The organism is Winogradskyella ouciana (assembly GCF_009709615.1).
Taxonomy (GTDB): Bacteria; Bacteroidota; Bacteroidia; order Flavobacteriales; family Flavobacteriaceae; genus Winogradskyella; species Winogradskyella ouciana.
This window is the reverse complement of record NZ_WJYA01000004.1, coordinates 435,566-454,283: the sequence shown is the minus strand read 5'-3', so window position 1 is coordinate 454,283 and position 18,718 is coordinate 435,566. Positions and strand designations below refer to the sequence as shown.

Sequence of the window (18,718 nt, the reverse complement as noted above, 5' to 3'; positions counted from 1 at the left end):
TATTTATAGTTATACGTTAGTTGTTCTTAATCGTAGCGCATTTCCAATAACAGAAACAGAGCTAAAACTCATAGCCAAAGCCGCTATCATTGGCGAGAGTAATATTCCGAAGAATGGGAACAACACACCTGCTGCAATAGGCACACCTAATGTGTTATAGATAAGTGCGAAAAATAGGTTTTGCTTAATGTTTCTCATTACAGAATCGCTTAAATTTCTTGCTTTTACAATTCCGTTTAAATCGCCTTTTACGAGTGTTATCATTGCGCTTTCAATTGCTACGTCTGTTCCTGTTCCCATAGCAATACCAACATCGCTTTTAGCCAATGCTGGTGCATCGTTAATACCATCACCTGCCATAGCAACTACTTTTCCGTTTTCTTGCAGTTTCTCTACTTCTTTGAGTTTGTCTTCTGGTAACATACTGGCTTTAAAATCTGCAAGATTTAGTTTTGATGCTACTGCTTGTGCGGTATCGTGATTATCGCCTGTCAGCATTATTACATCAATCCCTTTATCTTGAAGTGCTTTAATGGCTTTAGCACTTGTTTCTTTTATTTTATCGCCTATAACTACATACCCAACAACGGTTTCATCTATTGACAAATAAGAAACTGTTTTACCCTGTTCTTGGTAAGATTTAGCTTCGTCTTTCATTTTAGAAGTAATATCCGCTTTAGCATATTCCATCATTTTAGGATTACCTAATGCTACATTTTTTCCATCAATTTTAGCTTCAACACCTTTTCCTGTAACTGCACTAAAATCTTCGGACTTTAAAATTTCTGCGTTGTGTTCTTTGCCATATTTAACAGTTGCTTCTGCTAAAGGATGTTCGCTATTGGTATTTAATGAAACGATGTATTGTAACACTTCTTTTTCGCTTAAAGCCTCATTAAAAGCACCAACGGTTTCAACTGTTGGTTTTCCTTCGGTAATTGTGCCTGTTTTATCAACGATAAGCGTATTCACCTTATCCATTTTTTCAAGAGCTTCAGCATTTTTAATCAATACACCATTTTGAGCACCTTTACCTACACCAACCATTACAGACATTGGTGTTGCTAAACCTAAAGCACAAGGACACGCAATGATTAGTACTGCAATTGCATTCACAAACGCATACACATAAACTGGTTCTGGTCCCCAAATAGACCATACTATAAATGTGATTATCGAAATGATTACTACAACTGGCACGAAGTAACCCGAAACTCTATCCGCTAAATTTTGAATAGGTGCACGACTTCTACTGGCATCATTCACCATATGAATGATTTGTGATAATAAAGTGTCACTACCTACCTTTTCAGCTTTCATTAAAAAGGATTGATTGCCATTTATTGTTCCGCTACTGACTTTATCTTCTTGAGATTTGTTTACAGGAATAGGTTCTCCTGTAATCATAGATTCGTCAATAGTTGTTTCGCCTTCAGTTATCACACCATCCACAGGAATTTTATCTCCTGGTTTCACTTTTAGAATATCATTAAGTTCTATCTCGTCAATACTGACTTCAACTTCTTCACCATCTACTATTTTTATGGCTTTATTAGGTGCTAATTTCAACAGTTCTTTTACTGCCGAATTGGTTTTACTATGTGCACGAGCTTCTAACAATTGACCTAAAAGCACTAACGTTAAAATCACAGTTGCTGCTTCAAAATAGACGTGAACTGCGCCTGATTCAGTTTTAAATTGTTCAGGAAATACATCTGGAAACAACATCCCAAATACACTAAATAACCAAGCCACACCTGCACCGATTCCAATGAGTGTAAACATATTGAGATTCCACGTTTTTATGCTTCTATAAGCACGCTCAAAGAACATCCACGTAGCGTAAAAGACAACTGGAATGGATAAAACAAACTGAATCCAGTTCCAATTTTTCTGTTCCATAATATTATACAATGGATTGTTATTAAGCATTTCGCTCATAGCGATTAAGAAAATGGGCAAGGTAAATGCTGTAGCAATCCAAAATTTCTTTAATAGCTTTTTATACGTTTTTTCTTCTGCTGAACTATCTGCTTCCATTGGCACTAAATCCATCCCACAAATAGGACACGAACCTGCTTCGTCTTTGACAATTTCTGGATGCATAGGACACGTCCATTGTTCTGCTGAAGTCGTGAATAGATTTTGTTCTTCCACCAAATCCATTCCGCAAACAGGACAATCGCCTGGTTCATCATAAGTTTTATCGTCTTCGCAATGCATAGGACAATAAAATGTGCCTGTGCCTTTTCCTTTGGGTTGCTCTTTCTTTTTATCTTTTGAATGTTGATGCTGTTCACCTTGTTTATGAATACTGTATCTATCACCATCCTTTTTTAAGGCTTCTTGAAACTTTTCTAGAGGAATATGCGATTCCATTTCTATGATAGCTTCTGCCTTTTCTAAATCGACCATTGCTTTTGAAACACCTTCTATTTTAGAGAGCGTTTCTTCAACGTGACTGCGACAACCGTTGCAAGTCATTCCGTGTATGTGATATATGTGTTTCATTTTTAAATATTTTAGAATTATTAGGCTAAATTACAAGGACTTACCTTATAATATTATTCTAATTCTGGCTAATTTTTATACAATTTCATCCAAGGATTTTCTGTCTCCATATTGTAAGTTTTTATAATCTGTCATTGACATTCCAGTAACTTGTTTAAACTGTTTCGATAGATGACTACTGTTTTTATAGTTAAGGCTATAGGCTATTTCTGAAAAATTAAGCTGATTCAATTGAATATACTCTTTAGCTTTTTCTATTTTCAGGTTGATAAAATACTTTTCAAGTGTTATCCCTTCTGATTTACTAAACGTTTTACTCAATGTAGAATAACTTTTGCCTATTTCACTCTCAAGTTTACCAAGAATTTCATCTGTATCATTTTTTTCAATATGCTGAATAAAATTAATTTTAATTTTTTCAATCAATGCCTTTGTAGGATCCTTAATCACTTCAAATCCTAAAGCATTCAACTGTGTTTCTAGCCGAACATAATCATTACTAGACTGTTCTTTAATAACAATTTTACCCAATTGTATAGATTCCACTTCATAGCCTTCATCATCCAACAAATTTATAATCGTCATTTTACAGCGATTACAGACCATATTTTTTATATGAAGAATATGATTCATTGTTTATTGATTCAATTTTTTAAATGAAGTATGTGAATGAATAATCTTCCAATCTCCATCTATTTTTTTTAAAATTGAAGTTGCTACGCCTTTACTTTCAATGGTTCGTTCTTTTGTTCCTTTAGCTTCATCTGCCTTTAAAACTATTGTATACAAATAATTTTCAGTTGTATATGCATAGGGCAAACTTACATTTACATCAATCTCATAATCTGAAAATGTAAAACTTTTAAAATGCCCAAGTTCTGGACCTAAATGACCATCTATATAATCTTTATAAGTTCCTTCTACTTTACCTTGCTCAAAAACGGTGGCATCTTGCGTAAAGAGTTGAAAAGTGCCTTCGGTTGTTAAGTTTTGAATGGCATCTTTATAAGATTTCATAATTTTCAACACTTCCTCTTTTTCATTTGTGTTGTCAACAACGACCTCTTTTTGAGTTTCGATAGTTGTATCTTGTTGTTTACTTTCTTTACAACTCAAAATTAAAATCGTGAGTAATAAGACAAATATGGGTGGTTTCATAATCGAATATTTTGATGTTTGACTTTTAATTATTTAAATTTTCTTTTAAATCTGACATATACTCTATGAGTAATTTCTTTTCGCTTTCAGACAATTTTGCATCTCTGTGTATTAACGTGTAAGAATCTAAAGGCATTTTATTGCCTTCTATTTGTTTTATAATTGAACGCAACTTACTTGTTTTTCTTCGAATTGTTAATGAACCCCATTCACTAAAATTTAATTCTTTTTTGCCATCTTTAATATGTTCTTCTAAAAACCAAGCAACTGGTTGTATTTTATTATACCAAGGATATTTAGTGTTGTTACTATGGCAATCATAACAAGATAGTTGCAACTTATTTTTTATATTATTTGGCACATTATTTACCAACAAAAAATCGGTTACTGGTACAATATCAGTTTGGTTACTTTCTGTGGGAATAAATTGTATTCCCACAAAAGCGACCAATAAAATCAGCAATATGATTTTAACAGTTTTCATTTAGTTAATTTCTCTTTGTACTTTTCCGCACTTCAGCATTTTACTACCATAATAAGGGTTACGTACTTCTTTATTCATACTTAACCAAGCACTTCCTTTTTCATACATTGGGCAATATTGCTCATATAATTTATTAGAAGCACCTGTTATCGCAACCATATCTATAATATCTTTACTTAAAACCTTAAAGTGTTCTCTTTGGTGTGCTATTGGGCTTTTGGATATATGCTCTGCGTGTTCTTTGGCATCCAAAATAATATCCTTTAATTCTAATTTTTGAGCATCCGTATATTTAGAAACATCTAAATTTTCTAAACTTTTTTCTAATGAAGCACCTATTTTTTTTGCCTTTGCTTCATCATCTACAACTAAAGCATCTTTTAGATTAAAATAATCTTTAAGTATAATTTCGGCATTCCCGTCTTGATTGCTATTCATTGCCATTTCTTTTTTATCACTATCGTGATGACCATCGCTATTGTCGTGATTCATTTCTGTATTATGACCTTCATCGTTGTTATGTTCTTTTTTTGCGTCTTTACAAGACATTGCTGTTAGGCTTATAAAAGCCATTACAATAATTGTTGTTACTAATTTTACTTTTTTCATTTTGACTTACTTTTAAGATTAATATTTGTTTATATAAAATTGTTATGTATTATTAGAATCGAACTAATAGTCCGCCTCCCCAGCCATATTTATTATTGTAATTCCCTTGAATTGAAAAATTTCGAGATAAGATGTACGATGCTCCAATTAACCATTGAGTTTCACCTTCATAAGAATTGTTGTTTTCTAAATCATTGACCCATCCAAAATCCGCTCTATACTCGTATTCTCCTTCGAGAAAAATTCTAGGAAAAATCAATAGTTCTCTGTCCAAACGTATTCTTGGGCGCAGTTGATGGTCCATACTCACATCCACATTAAATCTGTAAGGCGTGAAATATTTAACTCCAACTAATCCTACAGTATTAAATGTATCATAAGAATTTGGTGTAGAAGTTTCAGTATTTACACCTGCATACACACGTACCCAATCATTGAGATATCTGTTATAATTTACTTCTATCTCGGCATTTTGGTTATAATCAAACTCGGCACGTAGTCCAAATTCGTTACGAATGTTGCTTGACATCAATAAAAGTTCATTAAAGTTTGAACCTACACGTGCAGCTCCCCAAGAGTAATAATGGTCAGTTTCATCAATTAGGTTTTGAACTGGATAAGGTTTCATCCTTTCATCTCGTGGTGTATCATAGCTAAATACTCTTGCCATACCACCCATCATATGATATAGTACGTGACAATGAAAGAACCAATCACCATATTCTTCGTTATAAAATTCGATGACCACTTTTTGCATTGGTGGTACGTTAACCGTGTGCTTTAATGGTGAACGCTCTCCATTTTCATTAATCACCCTAAAATAATGACCATGCAAGTGCATTGGGTGGTGCATCATTGTCAGATTATTTAAGGTAATCCTTGTAACCTCATCACTTTTAATTTTAATCTTGTCTGTTTCGGATAATGGTGTGCCATTCATACTCCAAACATAACGTTGCATATTACCAGTTAGATTCAGTAAAATTTCATTTACTGGCACATCAGTCTTAAAAGTGGTGTTTTCCTTTGCCTTTAAAAAATCATAATTGAAATAAGTTTTACGTGTATCATAATTAAATGAAGCGGTGTCCTTTTGCATCGTAGACATCTTATGATTCATTGGCGTCGCATCCTTTTTCATTCCCATATTCATTTCATTCTCCATATTCATCTTCATTCCATATTTCTGCATTAGGGCTTTGGGGGTATTTCTATTTTTATTTCCCACTAAAGCAGGTGCACCCATCTTCATATCCATTTTTGCCATTTGCTTCATCATAGCCACTTTATCTGGTCTGTCTATTACAGTTGCTGGATACAATTTTCCGCTACCCAAGTGAATGGACGTATTACCAGAACCATCTTGGGCTGTTGCGGTAATTTCTAATGTACCTTCTGGAATGGTTACAATCACATCATAGGTTTCGGCAATTGCAAAAAGAAATCGGTTTTTATATTCTGGTATTACATCCACACCATCACTCGCAACTATCATCGGGTTACCACCACCAAAATCCACCCAATAATAAGATGAAGCAGATGCGTTGATAAAACGTAGTCGTACTTTTTCACCTGTTTTAAACTCTGGATATTCTGCAAGTTTTTTACCATTGGCTAAAAACGCAGGATAGTAGATGTCTGCAATATCAGCGCCTTCCATTCTATCGCGCCAAAATTTGAATTGTGCGCCTAATGCACCTTCTTTTATAACTCTGCTTAATGGTACTGCTGTCCCTTTTTTAACCTGATACCATTCGTTTCCTCGTTTAAGGTTTCGCAGTACATTCATTGGTTTTTCATTGGTCCAGTCAGATAACACTATAACCAAATCTTTGTCGTAGTCCAACGTCTTTTCTTTAGGATGAATGACTATTGAGCCATAAACTCCTTTTTGCTCTTGCAACATCGTATGGGAATGATACCAATATGTACCAGATTGGTTGATAGGTATTCTATATTGAAATGTAGTATTTGGTTTTATAGGTGGTGTTGTCAAATAAGGAACACCATCATAAAAATTAGGAAGTATTAAACCGTGCCAATGTACAGAGGTTTCTTCATCCATTTTATTGGTTACATTAATAATAGCGAGGTCACCTTCATTAAATTCTAATGTAGGACCTGGAATTCCACCATTAATTGTCATTCCATTTGCGGTTACACCTGCAAGGGTTATTTCATTTTCTTCTATAGTAAGGTTATACTCTTGTATGTTTCGGCCTTCTTCTTTTCTATCTTGACCATTTGTACCAACTTGGGCAAATGCCATTGAAGTTAGAAACAAGAGAAGTATTGTGTTAAATGTTTTCATTGTTTACTTAATTAAATAATTAATAATAGTTGTCTGCACATAATAGGTTTTCACAGATTCTATTTGGTTCATTTGAAACTTTAATTGCAACTCTTGAATGTCTAAAACATCATTAAAATCAATCGTTCCTGTTTCATAGCTTTTGATTAAAATGTCTTCTGCATCTTTGGCTTGCTGTAGGTTTTTGGTTTGGGTAGCATAACTTATTCTTGCAGAAATACGTTCATTATTCGCTTTGTCTAAAAGAGTTTCCAATGAATTTAAACGTTCCTGTTTTTGGGCAGTAATTTCCTGCTGTTGCAACTCATTTTGTTTGGTTTGGGATTTATATTTCTTATTGAAAATTGGGATAGATACGGAAACCATTGGCATTACAATATCCTTTCCGTTATCGCTAAAATCCATATTTGGTCTTTCAGCAACATTGATATAATCTAATCCGAAACCAATCATCGGACTGCTTTCTTTTTGATTCAATAATTCTGATTGCTCTATGGATTGATAGAGTTTATCATATTTTAGTAATTCAGGATGTAATGTTAAATTTTCAGAAGTAATATCAAAGTCTTCTGAAGGTATCAGTAAACTATCTACCACATTCACGGTAACATCATTATCTCTATTCAATAGATTATTGAAGTTAGTTTGTTCTGCTAAAAACTGTTGTTGCAATACATCTTTTAATTGTTGCATTTCGTTCTGACGCATTTGCAATCGCAACACATCTACTGCGGATGCTTTACCAACCTCTACAGAAGTTAATGCCAACGTTTCATAAGTTTCTAATAGTTTGATGTTTTCAGTTAAAACCTTTTGCTTTGCTTTGTTAGCGTATAGATTATAATAGGATTGTGATACCGAAGCCATTAGTTTTCGCTTTGCGATGACAATGTCTTCGTATTTAGCATCTGCCAATGAACTCACGTAATTTTCTCTCGAAGTAATAGTCCCAAACCACGGTAACATTTGTTTAGCAGATACTTTAAAGCGTTGTGCACCTGTTCGTGTTTCTGGTTCACTTACAAAATAACCAACTCCAAATTCGGTATTAGGAATAGTATTAACCTCATTTACTTTTTCGGAAGCTCTTTTGTATTGTAACTCGAATTTTTGAATTTCTGGATTGTTTGTTAAGGCTTCATCTATGAGTACTTCTAATTGTTGTGCATTTCCTTTGAGAACAAAGAATAACGAACAAAGAATAAAAACTGTTTTTATGTGTGATTTTATCTGTTTCATTTTACAGTTCTTTTAAGTTGAAATTCGGCTTTCCAGCTATATAATACTGGAACTACAAATAAGGTTATTAAGGCTATAAGCATTCCACCAAAACTTGGTATTGCCATAGGTATCATTATATCGCTTCCTCTTCCTGTAGAGGTTAATACTGGTAATAATGCCAAAATGGTAGTAGCAGTAGTCATTAAACAAGGTCTGATACGTTTTTCTCCTGCTTCTACAACAGATGCTCTTACTTCCTTTTTATTATCTGGTGTGTTTTTATCGAAAGTTTGCGTTAAATACGTTGCCATAACTACACCATCATCCGTTGCAATTCCGAAAAGAGCAATAAAGCCCACCCAAACTGCAACACTTAAATTGATTGGGTGCATTTGGAATAAGTCTCGCATATTTTCCCCAAAGAAATTGAAGTTTAAAAACCAATCTTGACCATAGAGCCAAATCATTAAGAAACCACCAGCAAATGCTACTGCAATACCTGTAAATACCATTAAGGATGTTCCAACAGAACGGAATTGGAAGTACAGTATCAAAAAGATAATTGCCAAAGCTAATGGTACAACAACCGATAAAGTTTTTTCTGCTCGTAATTGGTTCTCATACGTTCCTGTAAATTGATAGTTAATGCCTTTTGGTACAACCAATTCGCCATTATCTATCTTTTCTTGAATTAAGGTTTGTGCATTTTCAACCACATTTACTTCTGCAAAACCATCCATTTTATCAAATAACACATAGCCAACTAAAAAAGTATCTTCACTTTTAATTACTTGTGGACCTTGTTCATATTTTATAGTCGCCAATTCACTTAACGGAACAGGGCTTCCTTTTTCAACAGGCACATAGATTTGTTTTAAATCGGTTGGATTTGCTCTTAATTCTCTTGGGTAACGAACTCTAACACCATAACGCTCACGACCTTCTACTGTTTGTGTTAATACCATACCACCAACAGCCACTTTTAAAACATTTTGAACTTCCTCAATGGTTACACCATAACGAGCAATTTTCTCTCTATCAATGTCTATTAACAAATATGGTTTACCTACTATACGGTCTGCAAAAACTGCTTCATCTTTAACACCTTCAGCTTGTTTAAGTATATCTTCTAACTGAACACCAAATGCTTCTATTTGTTTTAAGTCTTGACCTTTTACTTTAATTCCCATAGGTGCTCTCATTCCTGTTTGAAGCATTACCAATCGGGTTTCAATAGGTTGTAGCTTTGGTGCAGAGGTTACGCCTGGCAATTTGGTAACTTTTACAATTTCATTCCAAATATCATCTGGTGATTGTATTTCAGGTCTCCAATTACGGTAGAACTCGCCATCATTGTCTGGAATGAGTTGTTCTTTCACATTAAGAGATTGCCACGCTTCACGCTGTTCCGCTCGCAATGACATTCCGTTTTTTAACACATATTCACCATCATCATTGACTTTGTAGCGTTGGCGTACTCCGTTTTCATTCAGCATATATTCTGGTTTGTACTGAATGATGTTTTCATACATTGATAGTGGTGCTGGGTCTAAAGCTGATTCTGTTCTTCCTGCCTTACCAACTACGGTTTCAATCTCTGGAATACTGGCTACTGCCATATCCAATTGCTGTAAAACACGTTTATTTTCTTCCACGCCAGAATGAGGCATCGAGGTTGGCATTAGTAGAAATGAGCCTTCATTTAATGAGGGCATAAACTCTTTGCCTGTATTTTTCATAATGAAAAAACCTGCAATTACAATAGCCGTTGGTACAGATAAAAACAATAACTTATTATCTAAACACCACCTTAAAATACGTGTGTAGTATTTTATAAATAATGAGAAAACACCTAATAAACCAAAGCAAATAACACTCACGAAAATAAGATTCCAGAAAATGCTTTTATCAACGCCTAATGGTCTCCAATATTCGGCTAACAAGAATACTATAGCTGATGCTGAAATAATGATATTGATAAGATTCGCTTGTTTGTCTGTTATCTTATTTTGAAGATTAAGACCTGCTGTAATTCCAAAAGCTATTAATATTAACCCTAACCAATACCCATAGATAATTGCAGCGATACCTAATGCTATTAAAACAGCATTTAAAACATATTTAAAAGTATTTTTAATGCTTTTCTTTCGGAATAAGAATGCAGCAAACGGTGGAATCAAAAATAAGGCTACCATAATGGATGCTGTTAGTGCAAAAGTTTTTGTGAAGGCTAATGGTCTGAATAGTTTTCCTTCCGCTCCAATCATTGTAAATACAGGAATGAAACTGATAATAGTTGTCATAACTGCGGTTACGATTGCACCAGATACTTCGGCTGTTGCGTTGTAAACTACTGTGTTTATGGGTAACTTTTTATGAGATTCCTCGTCGCTCGTTCCTTGCTCTGTCGGAATGACATTTTCGTTTTCATCCAAATGCCTTATAATGTTTTCTGATAGTATGACACCTACGTCGACCATTGTACCAATAGCAATAGCAATACCTGATAATGCGACAATATTAGCATCGACACCAAAGAGTTTCATAGCTATAAACACCATTAAAACCGCAACAGGTAATAGTCCAGAAATTAGTACGGAAGCACGAAGATTAAACACCATAATAATTATTACTAAAATGGTAATCAATATTTCAAGAGTTAAGGCTTCATTGAGTGTACCTAAAGTTTCTTGTATCAATTCTGTTCTGTCATAAAAAGGCACTATGGTAACTTGTGATGTTCTTCCATCTGCCAAAACTTTTGAAGGTAATCCTGCACTTAATTCATTAATTTTTTCCTTTACGTTATTAATGACTTCCATTGGGTTTGCTCCATAACGAGCCACCACAACAGCACCAACAACTTCAGCACCTTCTTTATCCAATAAACCACGTCGAGTTGCAGGACCTAATGAAACTTTACCAATATCCTTTATCCTTATTGAAGTATAATCTTCTGAAGTGACTACTGCATTTTCGATGTCTGAAATGGATTTCACATAACCCAAACCACGAACTAAATATTCGGCTTGGTTAATTTCCAAAGTCTGTGCACCAATGTCTTTATTGCTTTCTTTAACAGCTTTTACAACGTGATGTAATCCAATATTATATTGACGCATTAATTCTGGATTCACATCCACTTGGTATTCTTGTACGTAACCGCCAATAGAAGCAACCTCTGAAACACCACTTGCAGAGGATAGCGCATACTTTACATAGTAATCTTGAATACTTCGTAATTCCTGTAAATCCCAACCACCAGTTACATTTCCGTTTTCGTCACGACCTTCAAGCGTGTACCAAAATATTTGTCCTAATCCTGTAGCATCTGGACCCAATGCAGGATTAACACCTTCGGGTAATAAACCACTTGGTAAGGAATTAAGTTTTTCGAGAATACGACTTCTACTCCAGTAAAATTCTATGTCTTCTTCAAAAATGATATAGATACTTGAAAAGCCGAACATAGAAGAACTACGAATGGTTTTTACTCCAGGAATCCCTAACAAGGATGTGGTTAATGGATACGTAATTTGGTCTTCTATATCTTGTGGTGAGCGACCGTCCCATTTTGTAAAAACGATTTGTTGGTTTTCGCCTATATCTGGTATGGCATCTACAGCAACTGGATTACTTGGTAAGAAACCAGTATCCCAATTAAAAGGTGCATTAACCGTTCCCCATCCTACAAAAAGGACGAGTAGCAGAACTGCAACGAGTTTATTTTCTATTAAAAATTTGATGCTTTTATTTAGCATAGTATTCGATAATTAGATAATTGTAGTGATGTGTCGCAAAAAATGGCAAACACGAGTTTTAGCCCACGATACCACACATATGGTATTGGGCTTCATTCAAAAAATCTAAAAAATCAAATTAAAAAAGTCTGGTGCAGCACTTGTACATCCCGTTTGACAAAGGGTCGCGGGTAATCGTCAAAAGACAGATTTTTAGAAGAGATCTCTTCAAAAAGATTTATATAAGTATATACAAAAGAAGTGATGAACACCTGTTGATCAAAAGAAAGCGTGTCGAAGGATATTTGAAGTTCATCCTGGCCATTTACGACTTCTTGCTTATTATCACAACAATTTTTCTTAGCAATTGAACAACTTTCAACTGAGGGGCTGTTCATTTCCATTCCACAGCCTTTAGCTTTTTGAATCAATGCAGTTTCAACCAGAGCACCTCCACAATAATGCATGTTGAGCGTAAAAGACATCGTAGAAAACATAACTACGAGCGCCAACGTAAAGGACAATATTTTATGACATACTTTTTTCATGCTAAATGCGAAGTTACGAAATTTTAACCACTCAATATTTTGTTTAACAGAAGTTTAATGTACCAACCACCCTAATCCCAAGGCAACCGCTGTAGCCTAACAGCATTCAAAATGGCTAAAAGTGCCACGTTTAAATCTGCAAAAACAGCTTTCCTCATGGTAGCTAAACCACTTAATCCTAAAATAAATACAATGACTTTAACACCTTCGGGATATTCACCAATGACAAAGGCACCAATGGTGGCAATGGACATTAAAAAGAACTCGGTAAAAACATCACCTTTTTTAATACTTTTCCATCCTTCTTTGATTACTGGAAATCCAACAGGAATATAAGCGACCGTGTACCAAACGATGCGAATCCATCCTTCAAATTGAGGAATCGCATCAAAATAGTCTACAGCGATACCCACAATAAGCATTGTAAAACTTATGATTGCGGGAATATAGGTTTTGAATGCACTTCCATCACCGTGGTCGTGACCATCATCGTGAGAATGTTGTTCTTCTGAATTTGGTTTTAAATCTCTTAAATTGACTTTCTTTTTTTTCATTTAGTTACAATGTTTTCTAATACTTTTAAATCTATCCAAGCATTATTTAAAAGTGAAATAGTTTTCTTCAAAATCGCATTTATCTTTTTAGTCCTAATTATGAAATTAACGCTGTACATCCTTTAAAAGCCAATCGTCAATATCTTCGTTATCCTCTTTGTGTAGCACTACCAAGTTTCCGGTAGTTTCAAAAATTACGGCTTTGATTTCTGAGAGCTTAGTAACATTAGCTTCTCTTAATTTGGAACGTAAATCACCTTCGGTTAATCTTACTCCTTTTAAATTTTCCTTAAGAATAGTTTGACCATACATAACTAAAGTTGGTTCATTGTCTATTCGTTTTCTAAACCACTTGTACCGTCGAAAATAAGCTGCTATTAGTTGAAGAATATATACCATTAACAAACCAACTGCCCCTTCAAGAAAACTAACAGTTTCTGATAGTATAGTAGTTGCGGTAATAGAACCCACTGCAACGGTCATTGCAAAATCAAAACTCGACATTTTTGAAAAACTACGTTTTCCAAATATCCTAGTATAAACAATTATAGCAGTATAAATTCCAATGCTAGATAAAATTATCATGAGCATTGAATGTAAGTCGGTATCAAAAATACCCATGGCTTTTTTTGCAGATTGATTTGAAAAGATCAATGTGTTGATAATAACAAATAGTTTCATAGATATATATTTTATGTTTTATTGAGATTTTCTAAAGCCTTTTCCATATCAATTCCTTCGCCTAAAATATTTAAAAATGGGTCCTTTTTATTCTCAAATATTTTGGGAACAGTATGGATGTTGTAATCTTCTATTCTAAGTTTTTTATTTACATCCTTCCAGTTGATAGGTGTTGAGACCGATGCATTTGGTTTGGGCCTTAAACTAAATGCTGACACTATAGTTTGCCCTTTTCGGTTCTGTAAATAATCCAGATAAATTTTAGGACCTCTTTTTTTAATGGAACGTTCTAAAGTGGTTATTTCTGGCAGTTGTTCTTGTATATAATAGCACAGTAATTTTGTAAAATCCCGAGCTTCACTATACGTGTATTTTCTGCCTAAAGGAATATAAATATGGATGCCTGATGCTCCTGAAGTTTTGCAATAGCTTTTAATCCTAGCTGAATCCAGAACGTATTTTGCAGCTTGGGCGGTTTCAACAACTTGCTCAAAGGTATTTTTTTTAGAAGGATCTAAATCTATAATGGTATAGTCTGGTCTATCTAATTGATAGATTGTGGAATGCCAAGGGTGTAGCTCAATACAGCCCAAATTATTCATATAAGTTAAAGTTGCCTGATTTTGACAGACCAAATAATTGATATCCCGTTCTGAAGATTTTGAATGAATTTTAAAAGTTTCAATCCAATCGGGCAGATGCTCATTATCTTTTTGGTAGAACGACTCACCGTTGATCCCGTTTGGATGGCGATGCAGACTTTGAGGTCTATCCTTTAAATAGGGAAGGATGAAATCAGACATTTTTATGTAGTAGTCCAATAAATCATATTTAGTCAGATTTGCATCAGGCCAATACACTTTTTCAATGTTAGTAATAGGTACATTAATTGTATCTATTTGCAGTGTTGTATCAGAGTTTGTATTGGGTTTTTTGTTCTGTGTGGTCTTGTGAATCTTTGAGACTTCTACTGGTACAGATTTATCATCTCGCATCCGTAAGAATACAGGATGCCTCATCACACCGCTTTTTGTCCATTCGGCAAATTTTACTTCGCAAATTAACTTCGGAACCATCCAAACGGCTTTTCTACCTTTTAGATGTTTTGAAATTTTCAATATGGGTTCTTCAGTTAAATAGGGTTCAAATTGTTGATGTAATGCCTTAATTTGCTGGGACGAAAATCCAGAACCGCAAGTGCCAACATAAACCAGTTCGCCATCTTCAATCATTCCTAAAATTAGAGAAGCGAACTTTCTTGAACTGTTTTTAGATTCCGTATAACCACAAATAATAGTTTCTACATTTTCAATTTTTTTAAACTTCAACCAGTCTGGTGTTCTGGTATTCGTGTAATATTTAGAATTGGCTTTTTTAGCAATTACACCTTCCATTCCCAATTTTAATGCTCTATCATATACCGTTTTTCCCATTCCCTCAATATGGTCGCAATAAGAGATATGATTGGACTCTGGCAATACATCTCTGAGCAATTCCTTTCGGTCTATTAGCGGTAAACCTGTTGTACTATGACCGTTGAGAAACAATAAGTCGAAAACAAAATAATGAAGATGACCCTCTGTAGTTTTCGGGTTGTAGTTTTGAAGCGCATTAAATTGCGGAATTCCATCGCTATCCAAAATTACTATTTCACCATCTAAAATGGCGGTGTGCTCAATGGATTCTAATTCGTTATGAATAATATTGAATGTGGAATTTAAGGATATACCATTACGCGAGTATAGTTCAACTGACCCGCTATCTACATTGGCTAAGGAACGATATCCATCATATTTTAATTCGTATATCCAGTTTTTGTCATTGAATATTTCCTTTGCTGGCGAGGCCAGCATTGGTTTTACTGTGGATTTTAGACTCAAGTCTGAAGTTTTCTCAGTGAGCTGTTGTTTTAAATCTACTACAACATAATCCTCGGCATCATAATTTAAATTTGTGGCATACTCATCTTCGTGCTTGATGAACAGCCATTGGTTTTTTTTGTTCATTGAAGATGAACGCACCAATGTGAAAATACCTTTTACCTTATCACCTCTAATAACAAGTTTTAATTTTCCTTTGGAGTAGTCTGTAGACAGGTTGTCATTATCGTATAAACTCTCAAAAGTTCCTTCATCCCAAATCGTCATTTTCCCAGCACCATAATTCCCCTTTGGTATAACGCCCTGAAACGAAAGATAAGACACTGGATGATCTTCTGTGTGAATGGCCAACCGTTTGTCCTTGGGATTCATGGAAGGTCCTTTGGGGATCGCCCAACTTTTTAACACGCCTTCCATTTCCAATCGTAAATCATAATGCAAATGACTTGCACGATGTCTTTGTATTACAAACCTGTATTTATTTTCAGAATTGTAAATATCCTTAGGTTCTGGCGTGTCTTCAAAGGTTCGCTTTTTTCTGTATTCCTTAAGGCTCATTGTTTAGGAAGCTTTCTTTTTCTTTTGCTCGAGACTGGCCTTAAGTTTAGCCATTAAATCTTTAGCAGCGGTTGGTTCAATATCTACTTTTTCAGATTTAATTTCTTTACCTGTTGCTTTGGACTCTATTATTTTTAGCAATTGGGAATTATAAACATCCTTGTATTTTGTGAAATCAAACTTTTCGGTGTAATTTTCTATAAGGGATTCCGCCATTGAAATTTCCTTTTCAGAATTTTTCGTTTTTTGAATTTTTACATCCTCAGGATTTCGTAGTTCGTCATCAAATCGTATTACGTGAAGTACAATGACATTTTTATAAACGCCAATTAAACATAAGTTTTCCTTTTGGCGCATTACAAATGTCGCCACACCTAGTTTTTTTGTTTTTTTGAGCGCATCACGAAGTAAGTTGTATGCTTTACCTCCTTCTTTTTGTGGTTCTAAAAAATAAGGTTTTTTAAAGAGCACATCTGCAACATCGGTCTCTTTTACAAACTCTTCAATATCTATAGTCTTATTCTTCTTTACGTTAGCTTGCTCGAAATCTTCCTTTTCAAGAATCACGTAGCCATCATCTTTCTTATAACCTTTTACAATGTCTTTCCATTCTACTTCTTTACCTGTTTTCTCATTGACGCGTTTATAGCGAATGCGTTCGCCATCATGTCTATCGAGCATATCCAAATCCAAGGCTCTATCCTCTGAGGCGGAATACATTTTTATTGGTATTGATACCAATCCGAAGCTTATTGATCCATTCCATACTGATCTCATAATTACATTTTTACATTAAAATTAGAGGATTCATAGTCAATGTCAACTAAGTTTTTAAAATAATCCATAGTTAATAATGACATAAAAATTTAAAACCCGATTCTAGCAAATCGGATTTTATTGATTTCATTTAATTGGTAATACGTGTTTACTCTTCTTCACCGCGCTTATCTCCCGGTATCATTTCAATATTGTGTTGCATATCATCCATGGCATCATGAATGGTCTTTTTGTCACTGTCTTTAATTTTAGTAAGATCCTCTTCTGGCACTAAATTGCCTTTGCCATCTGGCTTTAAAGCTTCATCTTTAGTAATTTTATCAAAATTAGAGGATTTCCTATACGGTTGCTGAAAATCAGCATGTTTCTTTTTAGTACTCATAATCTAAATCTTTAAGGTTAAGTCCAAAATATAATTCTAACATAGTAAACTATTTGACCCTTTACAATAGGATTTTAATGCATATAAAAAGTCAAAACCTTATAAAGTTATTAATAGGTTTAATAGTTTTAGCAAATGTGTTAATTATTAAAAATAAATTATTTTAGATTCCCTAGATAATTAACAAAAACCAAAAGATTCTTCTCAATGGAAACTTTGAGTTATACTGAATTTATCGTCGCTATAGTAGTGGCTATGATTGCTGGTGTTAGTATTGGTATAGAGCGCCAGATGAAGAACAAAAACGCTGGGTTAAAAACCAACGCTTTGGTCGCGGTCGGTGCCGCCATTTTTGTATCCATATCGTATCACTTTAGTGGTTTAAATAATGTAGACGAAAGTCGTATTTTAAGTCAGATAATTATTGGTGTTGGTTTTTTGGGAGCGGGAGTAATTATTAAAAAAAATGGCAAAGTTACAGGTTTGGCTACAGCAGCGTCTATTTGGTGTAGTGCTGGTTTAGGATGTTTGGCAGCTATGCAAATGTATAAGGAAATCTTAGCGGCTACTCTTCTAATAATTGGTATTAATTTAATTTTTGGCGCACTGAACAGATACATTTATAAAAAGAATGGTAATAAGCATGATGAGTAAAATAACTAAGCATGATGAGCAAATAACATATAATCTAAAACCATTATAGGGGCAATACGTTCCAAATAAAATTAATGATTTATCAATTACTGAATAGCTAATACTACCAGACTACTCATTTTAAAATCAAAAAGAGTTTTGACTCGAGGGACGGCCAAAACTCTTTTCTAAAAAAATTTGCTATTAATCAATGCAAATCTTCCAAATAATCCGCTTTATTATAGCTCGCTTGTATTTCATTTTTCTGCTTTGTTAAAAGCTCACGCATAGAAGGATTAAGATCAGAATTTTCTAGAACATCTTCATAATCCTCAAGGGCTTGTTTCTCTCCATTCCTAACCTCCTCTAGCATGGATTCTTCATTATCCATTGAAAAAAACGCCTTAGTGTCTATCCATGTTCTATGTAAAGTTCCTGCTGTACTACCATCACTCTCGGTAACCTCTACTCCATTTTCACGAAGACCTTGTCTCAATTCATTAACGTAGTTACTACGTTCTCTGGCTTTGTCAGAAAAGAATGATTTTAACCGAGGGTTGTCGACGTGCTCAGAAACTTTTTTAAATCCCTTTTCCGCATCGTATGCTTTTTCTACTAAATCGTTTAGTTTGTTTTCTGTTGTCTCGCTAAATATGCTCATGTTTTTAAAT

Annotated in this window: 15 protein-coding genes and 1 pseudogene; 1 reads left to right on the top strand and 15 read right to left on the bottom strand. The window is 34.4% G+C overall.

The window, feature by feature from the left end; genetic code table 11:
- Positions 1 to 9: 9 nt before the first annotated feature.
- The 14 genes and pseudogenes from F1003_RS05975 to F1003_RS05910 form a co-directional block, all read right to left on the bottom strand.
- Positions 10 to 2,511, bottom strand: a complete 2,502-nt coding sequence (locus F1003_RS05975) for a heavy metal translocating P-type ATPase (protein WP_155088299.1) — start codon at positions 2,509 to 2,511, stop codon at positions 10 to 12.
- 75 nt (positions 2,512 to 2,586) lie between these two features.
- Positions 2,587 to 3,096 carry a helix-turn-helix domain-containing protein gene (locus tag F1003_RS05970; RefSeq protein ID WP_235898279.1) on the bottom strand — a complete coding sequence of 170 codons (510 nt, stop codon included), beginning with the start codon at positions 3,094 to 3,096 and terminating at the stop codon, positions 2,587 to 2,589.
- Between the two features lie 51 nt (positions 3,097 to 3,147).
- Entirely contained in the window at positions 3,148 to 3,669 is a 522-nt protein-coding gene (locus F1003_RS05965) for a YybH family protein (protein WP_155088297.1), read from the bottom strand.
- A 25-nt stretch (positions 3,670 to 3,694) separates the two neighbouring features.
- On the bottom strand, positions 3,695 to 4,153 hold the full coding sequence (locus tag F1003_RS05960) for a heme-binding domain-containing protein (protein WP_155088296.1): 459 nt from the start codon (positions 4,151 to 4,153) through the stop codon (positions 3,695 to 3,697).
- The gene (locus tag F1003_RS05955; protein ID WP_155088295.1) at positions 4,154 to 4,762 is read right to left on the bottom strand and encodes a DUF3347 domain-containing protein; all 609 of its coding nucleotides are present in this window, start codon (positions 4,760 to 4,762) and stop codon (positions 4,154 to 4,156) included.
- Between the two features lie 52 nt (positions 4,763 to 4,814).
- On the bottom strand, positions 4,815 to 7,073 hold the full coding sequence (locus F1003_RS05950; protein ID WP_155088294.1) for a multicopper oxidase domain-containing protein: 2,259 nt from the start codon (positions 7,071 to 7,073) through the stop codon (positions 4,815 to 4,817).
- Between the two features lie 3 nt (positions 7,074 to 7,076).
- Complete coding sequence (locus F1003_RS05945) at positions 7,077 to 8,312, bottom strand: TolC family protein (RefSeq protein ID WP_155088293.1); 1,236 nt, start codon at positions 8,310 to 8,312, stop codon at positions 7,077 to 7,079.
- Positions 8,309 to 12,055 carry an efflux RND transporter permease subunit gene (locus F1003_RS05940; RefSeq protein WP_155088292.1) on the bottom strand — a complete coding sequence of 1,249 codons (3,747 nt, stop codon included), beginning with the start codon at positions 12,053 to 12,055 and terminating at the stop codon, positions 8,309 to 8,311. The genes F1003_RS05945 and F1003_RS05940 overlap by 4 nt, the downstream gene beginning before the upstream one ends.
- Positions 12,056 to 12,168: 113 nt before the next feature.
- Positions 12,169 to 12,582 (bottom strand): HYC_CC_PP family protein, encoded by a 414-nt coding sequence (locus F1003_RS05935; RefSeq protein WP_155088291.1) that lies wholly within the window; start codon positions 12,580 to 12,582, stop codon positions 12,169 to 12,171.
- A 185-nt stretch (positions 12,583 to 12,767) separates the two neighbouring features.
- Positions 12,768 to 13,136, bottom strand: a pseudogene (locus tag F1003_RS05930) (heavy metal translocating P-type ATPase); the annotation flags it as partial.
- A 105-nt stretch (positions 13,137 to 13,241) separates the two neighbouring features.
- Positions 13,242 to 13,757: a DUF421 domain-containing protein gene (locus F1003_RS05925; protein WP_155088624.1), complete on the bottom strand. Its 516-nt coding sequence runs from the start codon at positions 13,755 to 13,757 to the stop codon at positions 13,242 to 13,244.
- A gap of 71 nt (positions 13,758 to 13,828) precedes the next feature.
- Positions 13,829 to 16,255 (bottom strand): DNA ligase D, encoded by a 2,427-nt coding sequence (gene ligD, locus F1003_RS05920; RefSeq protein WP_155088290.1) that lies wholly within the window; start codon positions 16,253 to 16,255, stop codon positions 13,829 to 13,831.
- A gap of 3 nt (positions 16,256 to 16,258) precedes the next feature.
- Positions 16,259 to 17,032, bottom strand: coding sequence for a non-homologous end joining protein Ku (gene ku / locus F1003_RS05915; protein ID WP_155088289.1), 774 nt, complete (start codon positions 17,030 to 17,032; stop codon positions 16,259 to 16,261).
- 148 nt (positions 17,033 to 17,180) lie between these two features.
- Complete coding sequence (locus F1003_RS05910; RefSeq protein WP_155088288.1) at positions 17,181 to 17,414, bottom strand: hypothetical protein; 234 nt, start codon at positions 17,412 to 17,414, stop codon at positions 17,181 to 17,183.
- Between the two features lie 207 nt (positions 17,415 to 17,621).
- On the opposite strand from F1003_RS05910, the gene F1003_RS05905 reads away from it, so the two are divergent.
- A complete protein-coding gene (locus tag F1003_RS05905; protein ID WP_155088287.1) occupies positions 17,622 to 18,068 on the top strand; it encodes an MgtC/SapB family protein in 447 nt (148 codons plus the stop codon).
- A gap of 187 nt (positions 18,069 to 18,255) precedes the next feature.
- On the opposite strand, the gene F1003_RS05900 is transcribed toward F1003_RS05905, so the two are convergent.
- A complete protein-coding gene (locus F1003_RS05900; protein WP_155088286.1) occupies positions 18,256 to 18,708 on the bottom strand; it encodes a ferritin-like domain-containing protein in 453 nt (150 codons plus the stop codon).
- Positions 18,709 to 18,718 lie beyond the last annotated feature (10 nt).

Excerpts from the sequence above, each read along its gene's own strand:
- F1003_RS05975 (WP_155088299.1), bottom strand. The coding sequence starts at position 2,511 with ATGAAACACATATATCACATACACGGAATGACTTGCAACGGTTGTCGC.
- F1003_RS05970 (WP_235898279.1), bottom strand. The coding sequence starts at position 3,096 with ATGACGATTATAAATTTGTTGGATGATGAAGGCTATGAAGTGGAATCT.
- F1003_RS05965 (WP_155088297.1), bottom strand. The coding sequence starts at position 3,669 with ATGAAACCACCCATATTTGTCTTATTACTCACGATTTTAATTTTGAGT.
- F1003_RS05960 (WP_155088296.1), bottom strand. The coding sequence starts at position 4,153 with ATGAAAACTGTTAAAATCATATTGCTGATTTTATTGGTCGCTTTTGTG.
- F1003_RS05955 (WP_155088295.1), bottom strand. The coding sequence starts at position 4,762 with ATGAAAAAAGTAAAATTAGTAACAACAATTATTGTAATGGCTTTTATA.
- F1003_RS05950 (WP_155088294.1), bottom strand. The coding sequence starts at position 7,073 with ATGAAAACATTTAACACAATACTTCTCTTGTTTCTAACTTCAATGGCA.
- F1003_RS05945 (WP_155088293.1), bottom strand. The coding sequence starts at position 8,312 with ATGAAACAGATAAAATCACACATAAAAACAGTTTTTATTCTTTGTTCG.
- F1003_RS05940 (WP_155088292.1), bottom strand. The coding sequence starts at position 12,055 with ATGCTAAATAAAAGCATCAAATTTTTAATAGAAAATAAACTCGTTGCA.
- F1003_RS05935 (WP_155088291.1), bottom strand. The coding sequence starts at position 12,582 with ATGAAAAAAGTATGTCATAAAATATTGTCCTTTACGTTGGCGCTCGTA.
- F1003_RS05925 (WP_155088624.1), bottom strand. The coding sequence starts at position 13,757 with ATGGGTATTTTTGATACCGACTTACATTCAATGCTCATGATAATTTTA.
- ligD (WP_155088290.1), bottom strand. The coding sequence starts at position 16,255 with ATGAGCCTTAAGGAATACAGAAAAAAGCGAACCTTTGAAGACACGCCA.
- ku (WP_155088289.1), bottom strand. The coding sequence starts at position 17,032 with ATGAGATCAGTATGGAATGGATCAATAAGCTTCGGATTGGTATCAATA.
- F1003_RS05910 (WP_155088288.1), bottom strand. The coding sequence starts at position 17,414 with ATGAGTACTAAAAAGAAACATGCTGATTTTCAGCAACCGTATAGGAAA.
- F1003_RS05905 (WP_155088287.1), top strand. The coding sequence starts at position 17,622 with ATGGAAACTTTGAGTTATACTGAATTTATCGTCGCTATAGTAGTGGCT.
- F1003_RS05900 (WP_155088286.1), bottom strand. The coding sequence starts at position 18,708 with ATGAGCATATTTAGCGAGACAACAGAAAACAAACTAAACGATTTAGTA.